This is a genomic window from Lichenicola cladoniae (assembly GCF_013201075.1).
GTDB lineage: Bacteria > Pseudomonadota > Alphaproteobacteria > Acetobacterales > Acetobacteraceae > Lichenicola > Lichenicola cladoniae.
In genome coordinates, this window is sequence record NZ_CP053708.1 from 3,564,724 (window position 1) to 3,584,815 (window position 20,092).

The 20,092-nt window shown below is 67.0% G+C and carries 15 protein-coding genes; 4 read left to right on the plus strand and 11 right to left on the minus strand.

The genetic code is table 11. The features are described from left to right. Nucleotides 1-131: 131 nt before the first annotated feature. Entirely contained in the window at nt 132-1,793 is a 1,662-nt protein-coding gene (locus tag HN018_RS16155; protein WP_171833101.1) for an NAD(P)/FAD-dependent oxidoreductase, read from the minus strand. 113 nt (nt 1,794-1,906) lie between these two features. Between HN018_RS16155 and HN018_RS16160 the strand changes: the two genes are divergently transcribed. Both HN018_RS16160 and HN018_RS16165 read left to right on the plus strand, forming a co-directional pair. Further along, a complete protein-coding gene (locus HN018_RS16160) occupies nt 1,907-2,884 on the plus strand; it encodes a cation diffusion facilitator family transporter (protein ID WP_171833100.1) in 978 nt (325 codons plus the stop codon). Nucleotides 2,885-2,886: 2 nt separating this feature from the next. Further along, complete coding sequence (locus HN018_RS16165; RefSeq protein ID WP_204259553.1) at nt 2,887-4,314, plus strand: uracil-xanthine permease family protein; 1,428 nt, start codon at nt 2,887-2,889, stop codon at nt 4,312-4,314. Here HN018_RS16165 and HN018_RS16170 read toward each other — a convergent pair. Together HN018_RS16170 and HN018_RS16175 are read right to left on the minus strand one after the other, a co-directional pair. After that, a complete protein-coding gene (locus HN018_RS16170) occupies nt 4,254-5,621 on the minus strand; it encodes an amidohydrolase family protein (protein WP_171833099.1) in 1,368 nt (455 codons plus the stop codon). The genes HN018_RS16165 and HN018_RS16170 overlap by 61 nt on opposite strands. 53 nt (nt 5,622-5,674) lie before the next feature. Then, complete coding sequence (locus tag HN018_RS16175) at nt 5,675-6,805, minus strand: PA0069 family radical SAM protein (protein ID WP_171833098.1); 1,131 nt, start codon at nt 6,803-6,805, stop codon at nt 5,675-5,677. Between the two features lie 263 nt (nt 6,806-7,068). Here HN018_RS16175 and HN018_RS16180 point away from each other — a divergent pair, with 263 nt between their 5' ends. Then, nucleotides 7,069-9,249: an EAL domain-containing response regulator gene (locus HN018_RS16180; RefSeq protein WP_171833097.1), complete on the plus strand. Its 2,181-nt coding sequence runs from the start codon at nt 7,069-7,071 to the stop codon at nt 9,247-9,249. A gap of 11 nt (nt 9,250-9,260) precedes the next feature. Continuing rightward, complete coding sequence (locus HN018_RS16185) at nt 9,261-11,849, plus strand: ATP-binding protein (protein ID WP_171833096.1); 2,589 nt, start codon at nt 9,261-9,263, stop codon at nt 11,847-11,849. Between the two features lie 49 nt (nt 11,850-11,898). Here HN018_RS16185 and HN018_RS16190 read toward each other — a convergent pair whose 3' ends face one another. The 8 genes from HN018_RS16190 to HN018_RS16225 all read right to left on the minus strand — a co-directional run bounded on the left by HN018_RS16190 (nt 11,899) and on the right by HN018_RS16225 (nt 20,068). Then, complete coding sequence (locus HN018_RS16190) at nt 11,899-12,876, minus strand: crotonase/enoyl-CoA hydratase family protein (RefSeq protein WP_239478748.1); 978 nt, start codon at nt 12,874-12,876, stop codon at nt 11,899-11,901. 214 nt (nt 12,877-13,090) lie between these two features. Next, the gene (locus HN018_RS16195; RefSeq protein WP_171833095.1) at nt 13,091-14,188 is read right to left on the minus strand and encodes a WD40 repeat domain-containing protein; all 1,098 of its coding nucleotides are present in this window, start codon (nt 14,186-14,188) and stop codon (nt 13,091-13,093) included. A gap of 23 nt (nt 14,189-14,211) precedes the next feature. Then, nucleotides 14,212-15,216, minus strand: coding sequence for a CobW family GTP-binding protein (locus HN018_RS16200; RefSeq protein ID WP_171833094.1), 1,005 nt, complete (start codon nt 15,214-15,216; stop codon nt 14,212-14,214). Next, complete coding sequence (locus HN018_RS16205; RefSeq protein WP_171833093.1) at nt 15,209-16,588, minus strand: O-antigen ligase family protein; 1,380 nt, start codon at nt 16,586-16,588, stop codon at nt 15,209-15,211. The genes HN018_RS16200 and HN018_RS16205 overlap by 8 nt, the downstream gene beginning before the upstream one ends. Before the next feature lie 11 nt (nt 16,589-16,599). Beyond that, entirely contained in the window at nt 16,600-17,709 is a 1,110-nt protein-coding gene (locus HN018_RS16210; RefSeq protein ID WP_239478749.1) for a glycosyltransferase family 4 protein, read from the minus strand. Between the two features lie 23 nt (nt 17,710-17,732). Further along, nucleotides 17,733-18,395, minus strand: coding sequence for a glutathione S-transferase (locus HN018_RS16215; RefSeq protein WP_171833092.1), 663 nt, complete (start codon nt 18,393-18,395; stop codon nt 17,733-17,735). A gap of 108 nt (nt 18,396-18,503) precedes the next feature. Next, nucleotides 18,504-19,562: a tRNA 2-thiouridine(34) synthase MnmA gene (gene mnmA / locus HN018_RS16220; protein ID WP_171833091.1), complete on the minus strand. Its 1,059-nt coding sequence runs from the start codon at nt 19,560-19,562 to the stop codon at nt 18,504-18,506. A 191-nt stretch (nt 19,563-19,753) separates the two neighbouring features. Then, nucleotides 19,754-20,068 (minus strand): ferredoxin family 2Fe-2S iron-sulfur cluster binding protein, encoded by a 315-nt coding sequence (locus HN018_RS16225; RefSeq protein WP_171833090.1) that lies wholly within the window; start codon nt 20,066-20,068, stop codon nt 19,754-19,756. Nucleotides 20,069-20,092 lie beyond the last annotated feature (24 nt).

The following is a 20,092-nucleotide window of genomic DNA, read 5'->3' on the forward strand; positions in this document are numbered from 1 at the left end:
CAGACGCGGCGTGCATCGTCCACGGTCGTCGCTGCCGGCCCCGGTCATGATCCCAGCAACCGGACCTCTGGCGGTCAACTGCGAACTATGACCGGTCGGTCGTCAACATGGAGGCAGCGCCGCCTATGCTCTCAGGCCGCATCCCGCAGGTTGCGGCCACCGGTCATGTCCAGCGCGAGTGCCTCGGCAGCCCTGATCCCGTCCATGCCCGCCGTCATGATGCCACCGGCGTAACCGGCGCCCTCGCCGGCTGGATAGAGGCCGCCCGTGTTCAGGCTCTGCATGTCGGCGCCTCGGGAAATGCGCAGCGGCGACGAGGTGCGGGTTTCCACACCGGTCATGACGGCGTCCTCCATGTCGAAGCCACGGATCTGGCGGCCGAACTGCGGCAGCGCCTCGCGAATGGCAACGATCGCGTAGTCGGGCAGGCACGCCGCCATGTCGGTCGGGGTAACACCCGGCGTGTAGGACGGCACCACGCTGCCGAGTTCGGTGGAGGCGCGGCCGGCAAGCAAATCGCCGACCCGCTGGACGGGTGCCCGATAGTCGCCGCCGCCGGCCTGGTAGGCCATGCTCTCCCAGTGGCGCTGGAACTCCATGCCTGCGAGCACATCGTCGCCGTAGGGCGTGTAGTCGGCCGGGGTGAGGCCGACGACGATGCCGGCATTGGCGTTCCGTTCGGCGCGGGAATACTGGCTCATGCCGTTGGTGACGACACGGCCCGGCTCCGACGTGGCGGCAACCACGGTGCCACCGGGACACATGCAGAAGCTGTAGACGCCGCGGCCGTTGGCGGCGTGGTGCACGAGCTTGTAGTCGGCGGCGCCGAGTAGCGGGTGGCCGGCATTCTCGCCGAAGCGGGCCCGGTCGATCAGCGATTGCGGATGCTCGATCCGGACGCCGATCGAGATCGGCTTGGCCAGCATCGATACGCCTGCCTGGTACAGGGCGGCGAAACTGTCGCGGGCGCTATGACCGACCGCCAGCACGACATGGGTCGCGGCGATGCTGCTGCCGTCGGCAAGGGTGACGCCCTCGATTCGACGCCGGCCGTTGGTGCCGAACCCGACTTCGAACGACGTCACGCGGCTCTGGAACCGGTATTCGCCTCCCAGCCGTTCGATCTGAGCCCGGATGCTCTCGACCATGGTGACCAGCCGGAACGTTCCGACATGCGGCTTGGAGACAGTAAGGATCTCCTCCGGCGCACCGGCGCGGACGAACTCGTGCAGCACCTTGCGGCCGTAATGCTGGCGGTCGGCGACCTGGCTGTAGAGCTTGCCGTCGGAGAAGGTGCCGGCGCCGCCCTCGCCGAACTGCACGTTGCTCTCGGGAGTGAGTTCGGACCGGCGCCACAGCGCGAAGGTATCGACGGTGCGCTCGCGCACCACGCGGCCGCGCTCGAGAATGATCGGGCGCAGGCCCATCTGCGCCAGGATCAGCCCGGCGAGCAGGCCGCACGGTCCCGCACCGATCACCAGCGGGCGGGCATAGTCCGGCCGCGACGCCATGGCAGGTCCGTCGTCGGTCACGAAGCGATAGGACATGTCGGGCGTTGGCTGCACATGGCTGTCGGCGAGGTGGCGCGCCAGTACCGCCGGCTCGTCGCGCAGGCTGACATCGAGCGTGTAGACGAGGCTGACCGCCATCCGCTTGCGGGCGTCGTAGCCGCGCCGGAACACCGTATGCGCGAGCACGTCAGTAACCGGCACGCCGAGGCGCGTGGCGATCGCGGGTGCCACCGCCTCGGGACCATGATCGAGCGGCAGCTTGAAGTCGGTCAGTCGAAGCATGGTAAACCTGGGTTCATGGCTCCCGGACGGGTCGCAGATGATTGGTGCTCGATATCGCCCCAGCATCGTGCATACGCAAGCTTGGGACAGGATAATCGGAATGGACGCCTCGAATGGATGATCACGCGCACGACCATGACCATCCGCACGATCATGGCCATGCCGGCCATAACCACGCCGGGCACGGGGGTCATGGCGGGCACGTCCATGCCCCGGCGAGCTTCGGAGCCGCGTTCGCGATCGGGATCACGCTGAACCTCGCCTATGTCGCCGGCGAGGCAATCTATGGCGTGCTGGCCGGTTCGCTCGCCCTGCTGGCGGATGCCGGCCACAATCTGGGCGACGTTCTGGGACTGGCCGCTGCCTGGCTGGCGGCCGGGCTGGGGCGGAGGCTGCCCAGCTCGCGCTTCACCTACGGGCTGCGGCGTTCCTCGATTCTTTCGGCGCTGTTCAACGCAGTCGTGTTGCTGGTGGTCACCGGCGGCGTGGCCTGGGAGGCCATCCGCCGGCTGCTGCATCCAGAACCGGTCGCCGGTACCATCGTAATGATTGTCGCCGGGGTCGGCATCCTGGTGAACGGCAGCACCGCGCTGCTGTTCATGTCCGGCGCCAAGAGCGACCTCAACCTCCGGGCGGCGTTCCTGCACATGGCCTCGGACGCCGCCACCGCGGCGGCGGTCGTGGTCGCCGGCCTGCTGATCATGATGACCGGCTGGCTGCGGATCGATCCGGTGGTCAGCCTGCTGGTGGGGCTGGTGATCGTCATAGGCACCTGGTCGCTGCTGCGGCAGTCGCTGGACCTGGCGCTGGACGCGGTGCCGCCCGGCATCGATCCGGCGGAGGTGATGCGGTACCTGCGGGCGCTCCCCGGCGTATCCGAGGTCCATGACCTGCATATCTGGGGCATGAGCACCACCGAGACCGCGCTCACGGCGCATCTGGTACGCCCCGGCCTGCCGCCCGACGACGCCCTGCTGCACGATGCCGCCGCGATGCTGGCCCGCAAGTACGGGATCGGCCACGCGACCTTCCAGGTGGAGAGCGGCGAGGACGGACATGGCTGCGCCCTGGCACCCGCAAGCGTGGTCTAGCCTTGCAGGCGCCGATCGCGGAGGAGCTGGTCACGGACGGGTCGGCCGGGAACCATGCCGTGCGGCTGGTGAAGCGTCCGGACGATGCGGTGCCGGCCTGGCAGGCCGCGATCCTCGGCCTGCAGCATGCGTTGTCGATGGATGTGTACGTGGTGCCGTTCCTGATCGGGACCGCACTCGGGCTGACGGCCGCGCAACTGGCGACGCTGATCGCCGCCGGGTTCCTGGCGGCCGGGCTGGCCAGCCTGATCCAGTCGCAGCTGTGCCTGCGCATGCCGGTGATGCAGGGTCCGTCGTATGTGCCGATCGGCGCGGTGATCGCGATCGCATCGGCATCGGGCGGCGGCATGACCGGCCTTGGCACGGCGTTCGCGGCACTCATCCCGGGCGCGATCCTGGTGGCGCTGCTGGGCTGGCCGCTGCGGCTGTTCCACCACGTGATCCGGCGCCTGGTGCCGCCGCTGGTCGGCGGGGCGATCATCGTGGTGGTCGGGATCACGCTGATGCCGATCGGCATCCGGGCCGACGTGCTGTCCGGCGATCTGGCAACCGTGCAGGGCAACATCCTGCTGGCCACGGTCTCGGCCGGGCTGCTGGTCGCCACGAGCTTGATCGGAACCGCGCTGGGACCGCGCGGCATGGCGTTGCGCACTGGCTCGGTGTTGCTGGCATTGCTGGGCGGCAGCCTGGTGGCCTGGTGGATGGGCCGGCTCGACCTGTCTCCGGTCGCGGCGGCACCGTGGCTGCAGCGCCCGCATCTGGCGATGCTGGATTTCCCGCTGCGGTTTTCGGGCAGTGCCGTCGTGGCGATGCTGCTGGTCTATGCCGTGGTGCTGGCGGAAACCACCGGCACCTGGCTGGTGGTGTCGGCGGTGACATCGACCCGGTTCGAGCGGCGCCATGCCGATCGCGGCGCATTCGGCGAAGGGCTCGGCTGCCTGGTCTCGGCGCTGCTCGGAAGCGTGCCGGTGACCGGCTATTCGGCCAATGGCGGCGTGATCGCATTGACCGGGATCGCCAGCCGGAGCGTATTCCTGGCGGCGGCCGTGTTCCTGATGGCGTTCGGGCTGTGCGGCAAGCTGGCAGTGCTGATCGCCTGCGTGCCGGCGCCGGTGATCGGCGGCATGTTCGGCGTGCTGTGCGTAGTGATCCTGATGAGCGGGCTGCGCATCCTGGCGCAAGCCGGGTTCGACGAGCGCGCCACCATGGTGGCCGGCCTGCCGGTGCTGCTCGGCCTGTCCGCGACGCTGCTGCCGCCGGCGCTGCTCGCCTCCTGGCCGCCGCTGGCCCGCGAGCTGTTCGGCTCGGCGACCGCGGTCGGGGCGGGATCGGCAATCCTGCTCAACCTGATCCTGCCCGGCGCGAAACCTTACCGGGCCGCTCCACCAGCGGTCCAGACCGAAGAAATGTTGGGCCGGGACGCGGTGTAGAGCAGCGTCGCCAGCAGGTCGTCCTCGCTCTCGCCGCCCCATAGCCTGATGGTGCCGCCGGGTGCGGCCGGATCGATCAACATGGCATCGAACAGGCAGCCCGGCTCGAACCGGCCGACGGGCAAGGCCAGCACATCAGCCCCGCCGGCGGTCGCCAAGTGGAACGCGGCGCGTATGTCGATGCGTGAGCCGGGCCGGCCGCGCATCTCCGGCGACACCTTGGGGTCGACCCCGGTCTCCAGCATGCGCGACGCGGCCACTGCCATACGGACCGTGTCGAACATCGAGGCGCTCGGACCACCCGATATGTCGGTGCCCAGCCCGGCCCGCACGCCGCGCTGCATCGCCGCGCGCAACGGAAACACCGCGCCGGCGAAATAGGCGTTGGAGAGCGGGCAGTGCGCGACACCCGAGCCCCGGAGGGCCACGCGGTCCATGTCGGCTTCCGACAGGAAATTGGCATGTGCGAGCACCGTGCGTCGGGTCAGCAGGCCGAAGCCGTCCAGCACCTCGGCATCGCTGCGGCCGAACCGGTCGAGCACATGGCGGTGCGCCCAGTCGCTTTCGGAACAATGCGTCTGCACATGGCAATGCCCGGCGCGGGCGATGTCGCCGAGCCCCTGCAGCAGACGGTCGGTGCAGGCCGGCACGAAGCGTGGCGTCACCACCGGCTGCACCAGGCCGTCATTGCCGGGCAGCGTGCGGATCTCCTCGATCAGGGACCGGGTTCCATGCAGACCGGCATCGGCATCGCTGTCGCGATAGGAGATCGGGCAGAGATCGGGATGGTCCATGGCGACCTTGCCGACCAGTGCCCGCTGGCGCCTCGCAACGCAGAGCTCGGCAAGCAGCCTCGTGGCCGGACCGTGGATGGTGCCGAAATAGACCGCAGTGGTGGTCCCGCCGGCGAGCAGGTCGTCGACCAGCGCACCGTACGCATGCCGGGCGAAGGCGAGATCGGCGTAACGCGCTTCCAGCGGGAAGGTGTAGCGCTGCAGCCAGTCTTGCAGCGGGATGTCCAGCGCCTGCCCGAGCTGTGGATATTGCGGCGCATGGACGTGCAGGTCGACGAACCCCGGCAGCACGAAGCCATCCACGCGGGTCAGCGATCCGGACCGCGATGCAGACTCGACGCGTGCGGCATAGCCCGGATCGGCCGTCCCGGTGACCGACACAATGCGGCCATCCAGGTCGATCTCGATCAGCGCCGAAGCCAGCAGCGGCGCGGCATCCGGATCGGGCGCGTGAAAGAACGACCCGAGCACGGACCTGCCCCTGAGGTCGGCCGTCGGCTGGGCTCGTGGCATCCGCACCTCCGCCCCGCGACCGGAGCAGATTGCTCATACCGAAACCGGCTGTCTCAGAACAGGACGAGCTGTGCACTCTCCTTCTGTCGCAGGCCTGCCGCAGGAACCTGGGCGGGAGGTGTGAAATGATCGGTGCTGAGGGCGGCGCCGGTGGTTAGCCCGTGCAGCCTGGCCGCCCGCCTGAACCGCTGAGCCAGAAGGTCCGCGTAGGGCCCCTGCCCCGAGAAGCGCTGGCCGAAGCGGATATCGTTCAGCTTTCCCTCGCGTGTCTCCCGGATCAGGTTGAGCACGTGTTTCGCGCGCTGCGGATAATGCTGCTGCAGCCAGGTCTCGAACATCTGTCGGAGCTCGAGCGGAAGCCGCAGCAGCGTGTAGTTGGCGTCACACGCGCCGGCGGCGGCGGACGCGGCCAGAATGCGCTCGAGTTCGGCATCGTTCAGCCCGGGGATCATCGGCGCAGCCAGCACGCCGGCGGGCACACCGGCTTCGGCAAGCCGCGAGATGGTCGCCAGCCGGCGCTCGGGCGTGGCGGCGCGGGGTTCCATCCGGCGTGCCAGCGCCGGGTCGAGCGTGGTGACAGACAGCCAGACCCGCACCAGCCCGCGCGCGGCCATCCGTTCGAGAATATCGAGATCGCGTACCACCCCGGCCGACTTGGTGACGATGCTGACCGGATGGCCGAACCGTTCCAGGACTTCGAGCACCTGGCGGGTCAGGCTCAGGGTGCGATCGACCGGCTGGTAGGGGTCGGTATTCGAACCCAGCGCCACGGTCCGGGGGACGTAGCCGGGCTTGCTCAGCTCGCGTTCCAGCAGCCGGGCGATCTCGGGTTTGAAAGTCAGCCTGGTCTCGAAATCGAGCCCGGGCGAATAGCCGAGATACGCGTGGCTGGGCCGGGCGTAGCAATAGACGCAGCCATGCTCGCAGCCGCGATAGGGATTGATCGACCGGTCGAAACCGAGGTCGGGGCTGTCGTTCCAGGACAAGGCGGACCGGCTTCGATCCGGCGTGAGAGTGGTGGAGACCGGCGGCGGAGCCTGCTGTTCCTCGATAATGGTGGACCAGCCATCGTCGAACGGTTCGGACCCGAGCCGGTCGAACCGGTTCCCCACATTGCCCGACACGCCGCGACCCTTGCGTATCGCAGGCGCCGATCCGGCCGTATCGCTCAGTTGTTGCAACATATTGCGCTCTCCTCGACGGGACGCCCATGACACCGGAGTGTCCTGCCGTTCGCCTCCGGACACAAGAACAAAATGGGAACAAAGCCGCATGGGTCAAGCCTGGCGGTCGCATGGGCGTGCAATGCCGGCACAAAGACCGGTTACGGACGGCGCTCCCGGTCGGAACAGCTATAATTCGGGCGAAAGACACAATAGAAACAAGGACGACCTGGGCCAGAACGGCGCATGATGAAGACGGAAATCCCTGAGATGCGCGCGACACCATGTCATTGATCGCAATACTCGACGATCGTCTCACGAATAGGAACATCTACGCGCGCCTTGCTGCTGCTCTGGAGACCAATATCGAGGTGGTTACCTTCGATGACCCTCTGGTAGCGCTTGATCATCTGCAAACGGTGCAGCCCGACCTTGTCGTGACCGATTTCAAGATGCCGCATCTGGACGGCGCGGAGTTCACCAGGCGGTTCCGTTCCTGCCCCGGTTGCGCCGACATCCCGGTGGTCGTCATCACCGCCTACGATGACCGGTCGTTTCGCCTGCAGGCGCTCGAAGCGGGTGCCACCGACTTTCTGCAGAGCCCGGTGGACCATGCCGAGTTCATTACGCGCGGCCGCAACCTGCTCCGCATGCATCGGCAGCACCGCATCATCGAGACCCGTGCACGCGATCTAGAGCTGGAACTGAAGAACAGCGAGCTCTCGCACCAGAAACTGATGCGTGACAGCAGGGAAGCCCTTGCCCAGGTCATCGATACGGTGCCGGCCTTCATCAGCGCGGCCGATCGGGACGGCCATATCGTGTTCATCAACGCGTCGCAGTCGGAACTGACCGACCACGGTGCACCCGATCGGCGCGTGCCTGACCAGTACGCGGACCAGCCTGAAAGGCTCGGGTCCGGAGCCGTGTCGTTCGGCAATGACTACCAGCAACGCAGCCGGTCGCTGGATCTGCTTGTGTTCAAGAGTGGCAAGCCGTTGCAGGCCTTCGAACAGGAAGTCACCGACCAGCAGGGTCGGCGCCGGATCCTGCTCACCACGAAATCGCCGCTGCGGGACGGTTCCGGCGACATCGGCAGCGTGCTGACCACCTCGCTCGATATCACCGAACGCAAGCGCGCCGAGCAGCACCTGCAGCATGTGGCCAGCCACGACCCGCTGACCGACCTGCCCAATCGGGCGCTGCTGCGCGAACGCCTGCAGCACAGGCTGTCGCGCGGCGGACGGGCCGAACGACTGATCGCGCTGCACTACCTGGACCTCGACCGGTTCAAGGAGGTCAACGACCAGATGGGCCATCATCTCGGCGACATCCTGCTGAAGACCGTCTCGGCCCACCTGATTGCCTGCGCCGGCAAGCAGGACACCGTGGCGCGCATCGGCGGCGACGAGTTCGCGATCCTGCAGACCCAGATCGACCACCCGGACCAGGCGGCCGAACTGGCGGCGCGGATCATCGCGCGGATCAGCCAGCCCTCGATGCAGAACGGCCAGGAGATCACGATCAGCGGCAGCATCGGCATCACCATCTTCCCGACCGACGGCACCGACACCGAGGAACTGATTCGCAACGCCGATCTGGCGATGTACCAGGCCAAGGCCGAGGGGCGGAACAGCTACCGCTTCTTCGTCACCGACATGAACGAGCGCATCAGCCGGATCCAGCGGATACGCCGGGAACTGCGCCAGGCGTTGCGCTCGAACGAGTTCGTGCTGCACTACCAGCCGCAGATGAACCTGCTGACCGGGCGCATCGCCGGGGTCGAGGCGCTGTTGCGCTGGAACCATCCGGTCGACGGGCTGCTGGCGCCCGGCGATTTCCTGGTCATCGCCGAACAGGGTGGCCTCGGTGGAGAGATCGACGACTGGGTGCTGCGGCGCGCCTGCCTCGATGCGATGATCTGGCAGAAGAACGGCCTGCAGCCGATCGCGGTCGGGGTGAACCTGTCACCCGTCCGGATTGGCACCCTGCGGACGCAGGAGTTGATCACCACCGTCCTGCACGAGACGGGCCTGGACCCGTCGTTGCTAGAGCTGGAGCTGACCGAACACGAGTTGGTGGACGATCTCGACGCGGCGGCCCGGGTCCTGAACCAGATGCGCCTGCTCGGCGTCCGCCTCGCGATCGACGATTTCGGAACCGGCTACTCGTCGCTGAACTATGTGAGGAGCTTTCCGGTGAACCGCCTGAAGATAGACCAGTCCTTCATCAGGAACCTGCGCACCGACGTCAACGACGCGGCGATCGTCCGGAACATCATCAGCCTGGCGCACGACCTGAACATCACCGTGGTGGCCGAGGGCGTCGAGACCGTCGAACAGCTCACCCACTTGGCCGGCGAAGGCTGCGACGAGATCCAGGGTTTCTATTTCAGCCGGCCACTGCCGACCGACGCGCTGCAAGCCATGCTCCGGCGCGAGCTCGCGTCTACCCATCTTGGCTGAGGCCGGCCGTCTTGGCTGAGGCCGGACAGGCTCAGGGCTGGACTGCCGGCCGGGTGGCCGGGCTTCGCGCGATTGCTCAAGGTCTGCAGGCAAGGCTCCGGGAGCGGCCGGACCTGGAACACGAGATGGGCTTCAACCGGCTTATCTTCTGCGCGCTGATCGCGACCTACCTCTGGCTCGTTCCGTCCCCCGACATGTTTACGGGCCTACAGGCCTGCGCCGTCTACTTCGCGTTCGCGCTGGTGCTGATCACCGCCATGGTGCTGCAGCCGCGCATCTCGCACCCGCGTCGCATCGTCGCGATGATCGGTGACCTGACCGCGCTCGGCACGGAAATGCATATCAGCGGCAGCGCCAATGCCGGCTTCTATCCGCTGTATCTCTGGATCATCTTCGGCAACGGCTTCCGGTTCGGGCTGGGCTACCTGTTCCTGACGCTGGGCGTGGCGCTGGCGAGCTTCGGTGTCGTGGTCGCGACGACGCCCTATTGGTCCGGCAAGCCGATGCTGTCCGGCAGCCTGTTGCTGGCCCTGCTGGTCCTGCCCGCTTACGCGAGCGGCCTGATCCGCAAGCTTTCGGAGGCCAAGCGTATCGCCGAGGAAGCCAATCGCGCAAAGAGCCGGTTCCTCGCCAATGTCAGCCACGAACTCCGCACGCCGCTGAACGCCATCCTGGGCTCGACCTCGTTGCTCCGGGGTACGCCGCTCGAGGCGGAGCAGCGCGAACTGACCGATGCCCTCGATGTCGGGACCCGGGCGCTGCTGTCGCTGATCGGCGGCATCCTCGACTTCTCCCGGATCGAGGCGAACCGGATGCCGCTGCGGCTGGAGCCGTTCGACCTGCCGGACCTGCTGGCGGACATCCGCGAACTGCTCGGCCCGCAGACACGCCTCAAGAACCTCCGGCTGCGCTTCCATGTCACGCAGCGCGTGCCGGAAATCATCCGGACCGACCGCCGCCATCTCCACGAAGTGCTGCTGAACCTGGCAAGCAATGCCATCAAGTTCACCTCGGCCGGCGAGGTCATGATCTCGGTCGATGCCAGGCCGTGCGGTCCGGAGCGTCTACGCTTCCGCTTCGAGGTATCGGACACCGGCATCGGCATCAGGCAGGAAGCGCGCGAACGCATTTTCGAAAGCTTCACCCAGGCCGAGCCGACCATCATCGACCGCTTCGGCGGCACCGGCCTCGGCCTCACCATCGCGCGGCAGCTGGTGACGCTGATGGGCGGCACGATCGGCGTCGAGAGCGTTTTCGGCGAAAGCAGCACGTTCTGGTTCACCATCGAGTGCGACGAGGTCGTTGCCGCAACCACACCGACCGATCAGATGGCGATTCCAAACATCCGGGTGGTGCTGCTCTGCGACGATGCGCTCATGGGCGGACGCATCAAGCGGCAACTGGAAGCACTCGGACTGGAGGCCGAGCGCGCGTCGGATGAGCCGGACGCGCTGGCACGGCTGGCACGGAAGCCGAACGCGGGCGTCCGTCTCCGAACCCTGCTTCTGCTGCAGCGTGACAGTCTGCATCCGGCGGCTACGCTCGACGAGGAGACCGGCCGTTTCCTCGGTTCCGCGGACGTGCCGATCATCGGCGTGGCGACACTCGCGGAGACCGGCCCGCCGGCCGACATCGCGATCCGGCGCTATGTCGGAACCTGGATCTCGCAGCGTCCCGATCCGGCCGAACTTCGCGCCGCCCTCCGCAAGGTGGCCGCCAGGCCGGAACAGCACGCGGAACCGGACAGCGTAGCTGGATCGAATGCGGTTCCGAAACGAAGCCTGCATGTGCTGGTAGCAGACGACAACGACATCAATCTCCGTGTCGTCGCGAAAGTGCTGGAACGCGCGGGTCATTCGATGCGGCTGGTCAGGAACGGCGTCGAAGCGCTCGACGCACTGGAGCAGGAACGGTTCGACATTGTCCTGATGGACGTCAACATGCCGGTCATGAACGGGATCGAGGCCACGAAACTCTATCGCTTCGCGTCGCTCGGCGAGCCACGCGTACCGATCGTGGCGCTGACGGCAGATGCGACGCAGGAGACAGAGCGCGACTGTCTTGAAGCAGGAATGGATGCCTGCCTGACCAAGCCGATCGAGGTGTTTCGGCTCGCCGCCGCACTGGAGCGCATCGCGCATCCGGCCGCCCCCCCGGCGTCTTCGCAATCGCATCGGTCATCATCCGCGGCGATGCTGCCGATCAGGCAGGTGCCGCAGCACCCGATTTTCGATGACGAGATGCTGGATAACCTTCGCACACTCGGCGGCGAGGAGTTCCTTGACGAAATGGTCGCAAGCTTCGCCGGCGATGCGGTCCTGCTGGCAGGCAATATCGCCGGTGCGGCGCAGGATGGCGACCTGCTGATGTTTCGCAGCGAGATCCACGCGCTGCGCAGCTGCGCCGCGAACGTCGGCGCGCTGGCGATCCAGGAAGCCTGCAAGTCGTGCCGCGACGTCGGGCCTGCGGAACTGCAGACCCGCGGCGTCGAGTTGGCACGACGCGTAAGCGACGAGGTCGTTCGATTGGAAGGGGCGGTGGCGCAGTCCCCAAATCGGTACCTGCGCACGCCATCCGCAGCGAGCGAGCTTCCGACATGAAGCCGCTGGCTGTCGGGAGACGGACGCTTGATCACCGCGTTCCCGCGCCTTATTCGGCCGCTACGGCATGGGCCGGCTCCATCGCCATCAGCCGGCGCCGCTGTGCCGCGACCAGGCGCTCCATCTTGCGCAGGTCGGGCTCGCCGAGCTGCAGCGCGGCATCGACCCAGATTTCGACCACGTCGCGCAGTTCCTGCTCGGTGATCGCGTTGACACGGCGGCGCGCGCGCAGAAGCGCATGATGTGCGTTGAACTTGCGACTGTTGCGGGCGATGTAGTTCCGGACCGTCAGGACGCCCTCGCCATCTTCGGCAAGCACGTCGACGACACCCATCGCATGCAGTTCCTCGCCGGTGTAGAGGCGGCCGGACATGATCATCGCTTCTGCACGTGCGGCATCGAGCCTGCGTCGCAGGAAGCTATAGGCGCCCATGCCCGGAAACAGGTTGAACAGCACCTCGGGGAGACCGAGCTTCGCGCTGCGCTCGGCAACCAGCACGTCGTAGGACAGAGCGCTTTCGAAACCGCCACCGAGTGCGTCGCCCTGCACGAGCCCGATGGTGATGATCGGCTGGTGGAAGGCGACGTGATTGTTGAAAATCACGTCGATGCAGAGGTGCGCGTAGTCGCGCAGCACGGTCTCGTCGCGCTCGCGGATACGATCGGCGAACAGGGCCAGGTCGCCACCAAGATTATAGATGCCGGGAATATCCGAGCCGAACACGAAATACTGGACCGGATCCTGGTTCCGGGCGATCTGGCGCTCCCGCAGGGTCCTGACAACGCCATGGGTCGACAGAACGTCGCGCAACAATGGCGGAGTGACCCGGACGGTTCCATGACGCAATTGCATCATGCTCCAGAACGTCCGAGCATCGGGATCATAGCGGTTTGCCAGATGATCGAAATCCACGACCGCATGATGATCGTCGCTCCCGCCGAAGATCGGAGAGGCATAAGATGCTCCGGGCTGTTCGGTCGTATCGAGCGCGCTGAAATGCTGGGCCTGCTTATTGATAAAGGTCACGGCACAATCCTTTTGTAGATGCTGAGCGTTGCGAATACAGACGAACCCAGGCGCGGTTCGTCCATGCAACCCCAACAGTGTGTGCCGTCTTGGTATCCCCCCGCTACATCCTTATTCAGTTAACGTTACTGTCACGCAGACTTATCTCTATTTTTAGATACGGACGTCACATGAAATGGAATGTGAGACGATCCCTGTATTAGGGCGGTCATCATCAGCGGGCAGCTAGATCGACGACCGCCATCCTTCCGTTTTCGCAACCAAAGGCCAGCAACGTTCCGGCGGGATTGAACGCCAGTGCACTGACCGAACTGCTGCCTCCGCCGTCGCCCGGACCGCATACCGGCAAAACCCTTTTCGTCGCGACATCGGACATCAGGACAGTGCCATCGGCGAAGCCGGCCGCGACCAGTTCATGCTGCGGATGGAACGCGACGCGGGTGCACATCGAATTCGGCGCACCGGCCAGTTCGACCGGCGGCTTGCCCATCGGCCCGCCGCCGAAGAACGGCCACAGCACCACCACCTCGGCGCCACTGGTGGCGAGCCAGCGCCCGTTGCGGGAGAAGCTGAACGACTGGGTCTTCTGCGGATAACCGCTCATGCGCATGTTGTGACTGTCGGACAGCCGCCAGCCATGCAGCTCGTTCTCCTGCATCGCAGTGACCACCGCCTCGCCGTCGGGGTGGATGGCGATGCCGATATGGCTGCCCTTCCAGGTCAGCAGGCGCGGCGTGTCGGATCTCGAGTTGGCGAACCAGATCGAGGCGCCGTTATAGTGCGAGGCGGCGATCCGCTTGCCTTTGGCGTCGAAGGCAATGCCTGAGACCGTGCTGTCGTGGTCGAGCGTCCTGAGCAGCTTGCCCTCGGCGTCGCGGAGTTCGACCTGCTTGCCGACCGCGGAGGCGATCAGGCCCTTGCCGCCATCGCTGCCCGGGCGTTTCGCCGAACCCGGCTTGTCCTCCGAGAAACTTGCCACATGTTCGACCCAGCGACGGCCGCTGGCGAGCACGCTCGCCTCCAGGGTGTCGCCGTCGACACGGCACAGGCGGTTGTCGTCGCCGCCGGTCAGGAAGCCACGGCCGGCGATGTCTGGCGCCAGGCCGAGAATTGCACCGTCATGCGCTGCCGCCACGCGCCAGTTGCCGCCGCTGGCAGGAGACGATGCGAGATGCAGTTCGCCCTCGCCGGTTGCGAAGGCGGCCAGGCTACCATCGCGCGAGAATGCGCATCCGAGCACGAACGCATCGACCGTATGGGTGATGCCACGCGTCCGGAGCAGATGGTCGGGATCGGACAAAGCTGCCTCCATGGCCGCGTCTCCTGTGGAAGTGCTCATCGGGCGCGGCAGCTCTCGAAGCCCCGGCGAAGACGGGGTCGGTTCAGGTTGCGACCGATGAACACCAGCCGCGACGTCCGCGCATCGTCTGGCTTCCAGGCGCCGATGAAATCGCCATCGGCCATCATGTGGACGGCCTGGAACGCGAACCGGCGGTTCTCGCCGGTAAAGCTCAGGATGCCCTTGGAGCGCAGGATGTCGCCGCCCTGTTCCTGCAGGAGTGCCCCGATCCAGGCCTGGAACTTGCCCTGGTCGAGCGGCTCGTCGACCTCGAACGACAGGCTGGTGATGTCCTCGTTATGACTGTGGCTGTCGTTCTCCAGGAAGTCCGGCGCGACCTCGAGTGCCCGGCCGAGGTCGAAGCCGCCCTGGTCCAGCACGTCTGTGATCGGCACGTTGCCGCGCACCGCGCGATGCAGCCTGACGAACCGGTTGATGCCACGGATCCGCTCCTCGAGCGCCACCAGCGTGGCCTCGTCCACCAGGTCGGTCTTGTTCAGTACGATGACGTCGGCGAACGCGATCTGCGTCCGCGCCTCGGGACTGTCCTCGAGCCTTGCGGGCAGGTTCAGCGCATCGACCACGGTCACCACCGCATCGAGGCGGGTGCGGGCGCGGATATCGTCGTCGACGAAGAAGGTCTGGGCGACCGGCGCCGGGTCGGCGAGGCCGGTGGTCTCGACGATGATGCCGTCGAACCTGGTCCGGCGCTTCATCAGCGCGCCCAGGATGCGGATCAGGTCGCCGCGCACGGTGCAGCAGATGCAGCCGTTGTTCATCTCGAACACTTCCTCGTCGCTCTCGACGACGAGGTCGTTATCCACCCCGAGCTCCCCGAACTCGTTGATCACCACCGCATATTTACGGCCGTGCTGCCCGGTCAGGATGTGGTTCAGCAGCGTGGTCTTGCCGGCGCCGAGATAGCCGGTCAGCACGGTGACCGGGACCAGGCCCGGCTCGGCCACTGCCTGTTCTCTGGGATCGGTCATCGCGTCAGCCATGTTGTTTCTCACTGTCCGTGTTGGCCTGGATATAGGCGGCGCCTGCAGTCTGCACAGGGGATCGGGCTATCCCGGACGCTTCTGCCAGCCCTGTTCCCAGGAGCAGGAAGAACCATCCGCCGAGCGGCATGTTGGTGAATGCGCTGGCCGATGCGATCGGCCATTCATGGATGAACACCGCGGCGAACAGGCCGACCCGCCAGGCCTGCCGCGTTCCGCCCGCGCCCTGGGCCAGGCCCCGCCCGAGGGCGACGAGCCAGGCAACCACCATGGCGCAGAACATCGCCAGCCCGATCAGGCCGGAGTCGGTCAGTGCCTGCAGAACGTGGTTATGGGCGTGCTGGACGCAGATCGCGGCACCACCGCCACTGCCGTTGTTCAGGCTCCAGGGGGGCCAGTCCTGGAAGTAGGCGGGTAGCGGGCATCCGTTGCGGAAGCCGTCGAAACCGAGCCCAGTCAACGGGTTGGCGATCGCGATGGCCAGCGCTCTATTATAGATCAACCCGTACGGGCTGTTCGGGAAGTCATGCATCTGCGTGCCGAAGAGCACTACCAGGTGCTTGAAGCTGTGCGGCGAGACGAACGCGCTGATCGCGATCAGCACCGGCGCCGCGGCAAGAGCCGCCAGCAGCGGCAGCCGCAGCCGTCGCAGCACCAGCCCCGACACGACCAGGCCGAGCAGCACCAGCAGCATCGGCATCCGCTGGCCCGCCAGCACCATCACGGCGAGCCCCGCCAGCAACGGCAGCACCGAGGCCGCAAGCAGCCACCAGCGAGAATGGCGATTCGTGGACCCGGCGCGGTCGGCAATCCAGGTGCTCGCGACCAGCATCACCGGCAGCAGCAGGCGGGACAGCGGCGCCGAGGCACGCGGCTTGTCGTATGGGCCGGTCAGGGTACCGTCGTGGAAGCGGGGATCGCCGAACAGATTGTAGCCGGTCACCGCCTGCAGCAGCAGTTGCGCCGCGATGTACAGGCAGGCAGCCACGAGCAACCCGCGCATGAGCCGGCGGGACCGCGGGTCCGACAGCACCCCATGCTGGAGCGCCGCCACGAACACCAGGAACCGCAGGGTCGCAAGTGCCTGGCCGAAATCGGGCCAGCCGCCGATGCCGAATGGCCCGACGGGCAGCGAGCACATGACGAGCCAAAGCCACCAGAACAGCGATACGGGCACCCAGCGCGTTCGCAACCAGAGCCAGTCATGGCTGATGGCGGATCGCAGCAGGAAGGCAGTGGCGGTGATGTCGATCATCGCCTCGGCAATCCCACGGCCATGCACCAGGAAGACCGGACACAGCAGTGCCGCGACGAGACACAGGCGGTCGAGCAGGCGGATCGCCGTGGGACGGGACAGAGAGGGTGAAGACATCGGCACAGGGGTTAGCGCGAACGCGGTATCCAAGGAAATGACGCCAGTGCGTCATGGCGAAGGGTCCGCAGCCGGGCGCGGGCTTCCGGTAGGTCGAATCCGCGGGCACGGGCAAGCCCCGCCCCGGATAGCCGTGCACGTTCGGTCTGGCCATGACCGAGCCGCAGCAATGCGGCTGCCAGCGTTTCGGGCCGATCGGGATCGATCACCAGGGCCGCATCGGCCACCAGTTTGGCAAGGCCGCCACGCCCGGAGCAGACCAGGGCCGCGCCGCAGGCCATCGCCTCCAGCGCGGTCATTCCGAACGGCTCCATCCACCGGCTCGGCACGACGACGATCGCCGCCCGCGCCATCGCCTCCAGCACAGCGGCATGCGGCTGGTAGCCCGCGAGCGTCACGCCGGCCCGTCCGGCCGCCGGACGCAACGTGGCCAGGAACGGTGTATCGGCCGCGCCGTGATGAAAACGGTCGGCGCCGATCATCTCCGCACGCCAGCCGGGCAGCGACGGCAGCACCTGCGCGCACGCGGCGACGAAGCTGTCGGCGCCCTTATCCGCGACCAGCCGGCCGGCGAACAGGATCAACCGCTCGCGTGCCTCGGCGGGACGGGGCGGTGGCAGCGCTGCCAGATCCAGGCAGTTGGGCAGGAGCCCGATCGTGACGCCCGGCCCCACGCCCTCGAGGAAGCGGCTGCGCAGATAGTCCGAGACCGCGACGATCCGCATCCGCCCGGCCAGCGCCCGCCGGGCCCGCGGCGACCGGGCGCCCCGCATGTCCTGCGGGTCGTTATGGAGGAACAGGCAGACGGGAATGCGCGGCAAGCGTCGGGCCAGCATCGACGCGACCTCCGGCCGGTTTTGAACCTCGATCAAATCCGGAGGTGTCGGCGCCAGCATCCGTGCGGCGGCAGCGGCATAACGGGCACCCCCACCTCGGACGAACGGGTCACGTGGCCAATCCGGCGCCTGCACCGGCCAGAAGTGCCGGTCGGCGAATGGTGCCTGCGACAGCTTCCGTCCGAGGATCAGGTCCTGCGGGTCCGACAGCCGGTGCACCAGCAGCCCGATGGCGCCGACCGCATCCGGCGAGAAACCCTCGCGCGGCGGCAGCACGATCGCCACGCGCGGATCATCGACAGCTATGATCAGGCGACGCTCTCATAGCGATCGAGCTGCCAGTCGGCCGGTTCCAGGGTGGCGGCCTCGTACCATTCCACCATCAGCGGATGGGCCAGCACCGCATCGCGATACGCGGAGGAGGCTGCACCAAGCCGCACGCCATACGAGATGAAGCGGGCCACCACCGGAGCGAACATCGCGTCGGCCACGGTGAACGCGGGTCCGAACAGAAAGGGGCCGCCGGCGCCGTATTTCGCGCGGGTCGTGCTCCAGAGTTGATCGAGCCGATCGATATCCGCCTGGACATCGGGCGCGATCCCGCCGGCCAATGGATGGTTGCGCCCCAGGTTCATCGGCATGGCGAGCCGCAATGGCCGGAAGCCCGCATGCATTTCGGCGGATAGCACGCGGGCATGGGTGCGGGCGCGCAGATCGGCAGGCCAGAGCGCGGGCGCCAGCTCGGCGCAATATTCGCCGATCGCCAGGCTTTCCCACACCCGGTTGCCGTCATGCTCGAGATACGGCACCAAGCCGTTGGGCGTCGCGGCAGCGATTTCCGGGGTGATCCCACCCGCCAGCCGGATCACCTCTTCGGTAACGTCGAGCTCGGCCAGCCGCACTATCAGCCATCCACGCAGCGACCAGGAGGAATACCGCCTGGTCCCGAGAACCAGCGTACCGTCGCTCATCTGCATGCTCCGCCAAAGACCTGCCTATCTAACGGGGCGCGGACCGGTTGAGAATGCATTGTGTCGGGTAAGAGCGGAGGGACGTCGGATCGCCATCACAACGCGTTCTCAGCCGGTCCGCTGGATGTAGCCGCCGCCCAGGATGCGAGACCCATCATAGAACACGCAGGCCTGGCCCGGGGCCGGCAGGGCGGGCTCGTCCAGCACCACCGCGTTGCCATGGATGGTGGCGGCACGAACTGCCTCGCGGGCACGCAGCTGAACCTGGCAGCGGAGGGGCGCCGTCGGTGCGTCGATCAGCCAGTTGATGTCGCGCAACGCGAGGTCGCGGGTGCTGCTGCGGCCGCGCGGGCCGATCACCACGCGCCGGGCAGCCGGGTCGAGCGAAACTACCTGCTGCCGTTCGCCATCCCGCATCGCCGCGTTGCCGAGGCGCTTGGACTGGCCGACCGTATAGCCGGCCAGACCCGAATGCTGCCCGAGCACGGTTCCAGCGGCATCGACGATCTCGCCGGCCTCGGCGGTTTCCGGGCGCAGCCGGGTCACCAGGTCGGCATACGATCCGGTCGGCACGAAGCACAGATCCTGGCTGTCCGGCTTATCCGCAACCGACAGACCCAGACGCAGCGCCTGGGCACGCACGACGTCCTTGCTGGCCAGGTCGCCGAGCGGAAACCGCAGATAGGCGAGCTGTTCGCGGGTGGTGCCGAACAGGAACCAGCTCTGGTCGCGGCCGGCATCGACCGGGCGATGCATCTCTGCGCCGGACTTGCCGTCGACGCGGCGCACGTAATGGCCCGTCGCCATCGCGTCGCAGCCAAGCTCGCGGGCGAGGCCGAGCAGGTCGGTGAACTTGACGCCCTGGTTGCAGGCGATGCACGGCACCGGTGTCTCGCCGGCAGCATAGGCGTCGGCGAACCGATCGATCACGCTCTCGCGGAATCGCGCTTCCGCATCGATGACATAATGCGGGAAGCCGAACCGGTCCGCGACCCGCCTGGCATCATGGATATCGTCGCCGGCGCAGCAGGCGCCCTTCCGCTTGGCGCTGGCACCATGGTCATAGAGCTGCAGCGTTGCACCAACGACATCATGTCCTTGCTCCGCCAGCATCGCCGCAACGACACTGCTATCCACGCCACCCGACATGGCGGCCAAGATGCGCATCAGCAGCACCTGCTCGAAAGAACGAGACCGTTCGAGAATGTGCTGTGCCGAGTGAGAGCTCCCCCTTCGGGAGCGCCCGTCGTGGCTACCGGAGCACCGAAGCGGAGCGGCCTCCCGGCCGTGAGCATCGGATCGCACGGAAGTCGCGTCGGATCGCCGGCACAGTGCATTATCGAGCGGTCTCGCACGGGTTAGCCGGTCTTGGGGAGGCGCACGACTAGGCCATCCAGGGCGTCGGTGATGACGAGCTGGCAGCCGAGCCGCGAAGTCTTCTCCAGGCCGAAGGCGAGGTCGAGCATGTCCTCCTCGTCCTCTGTCGGCTTGGCCAGTTTGCCTGCCCAGGCCGGGTCCACCACCACATGGCAGGTGGCGCAGGCCAGCGAGCCTTCGCACGCACCTTCGAGGTCGATGCCGTGACGATGCGCGATCTCGAGCACGGAAAGGCCGAGCGGCGCCTCGACCTGGCGGGGGGCGCCATTGCGCTCGATGAAAGTCATGCTGGGCATCGTCGACCTCGGCCGGGAAGCGGA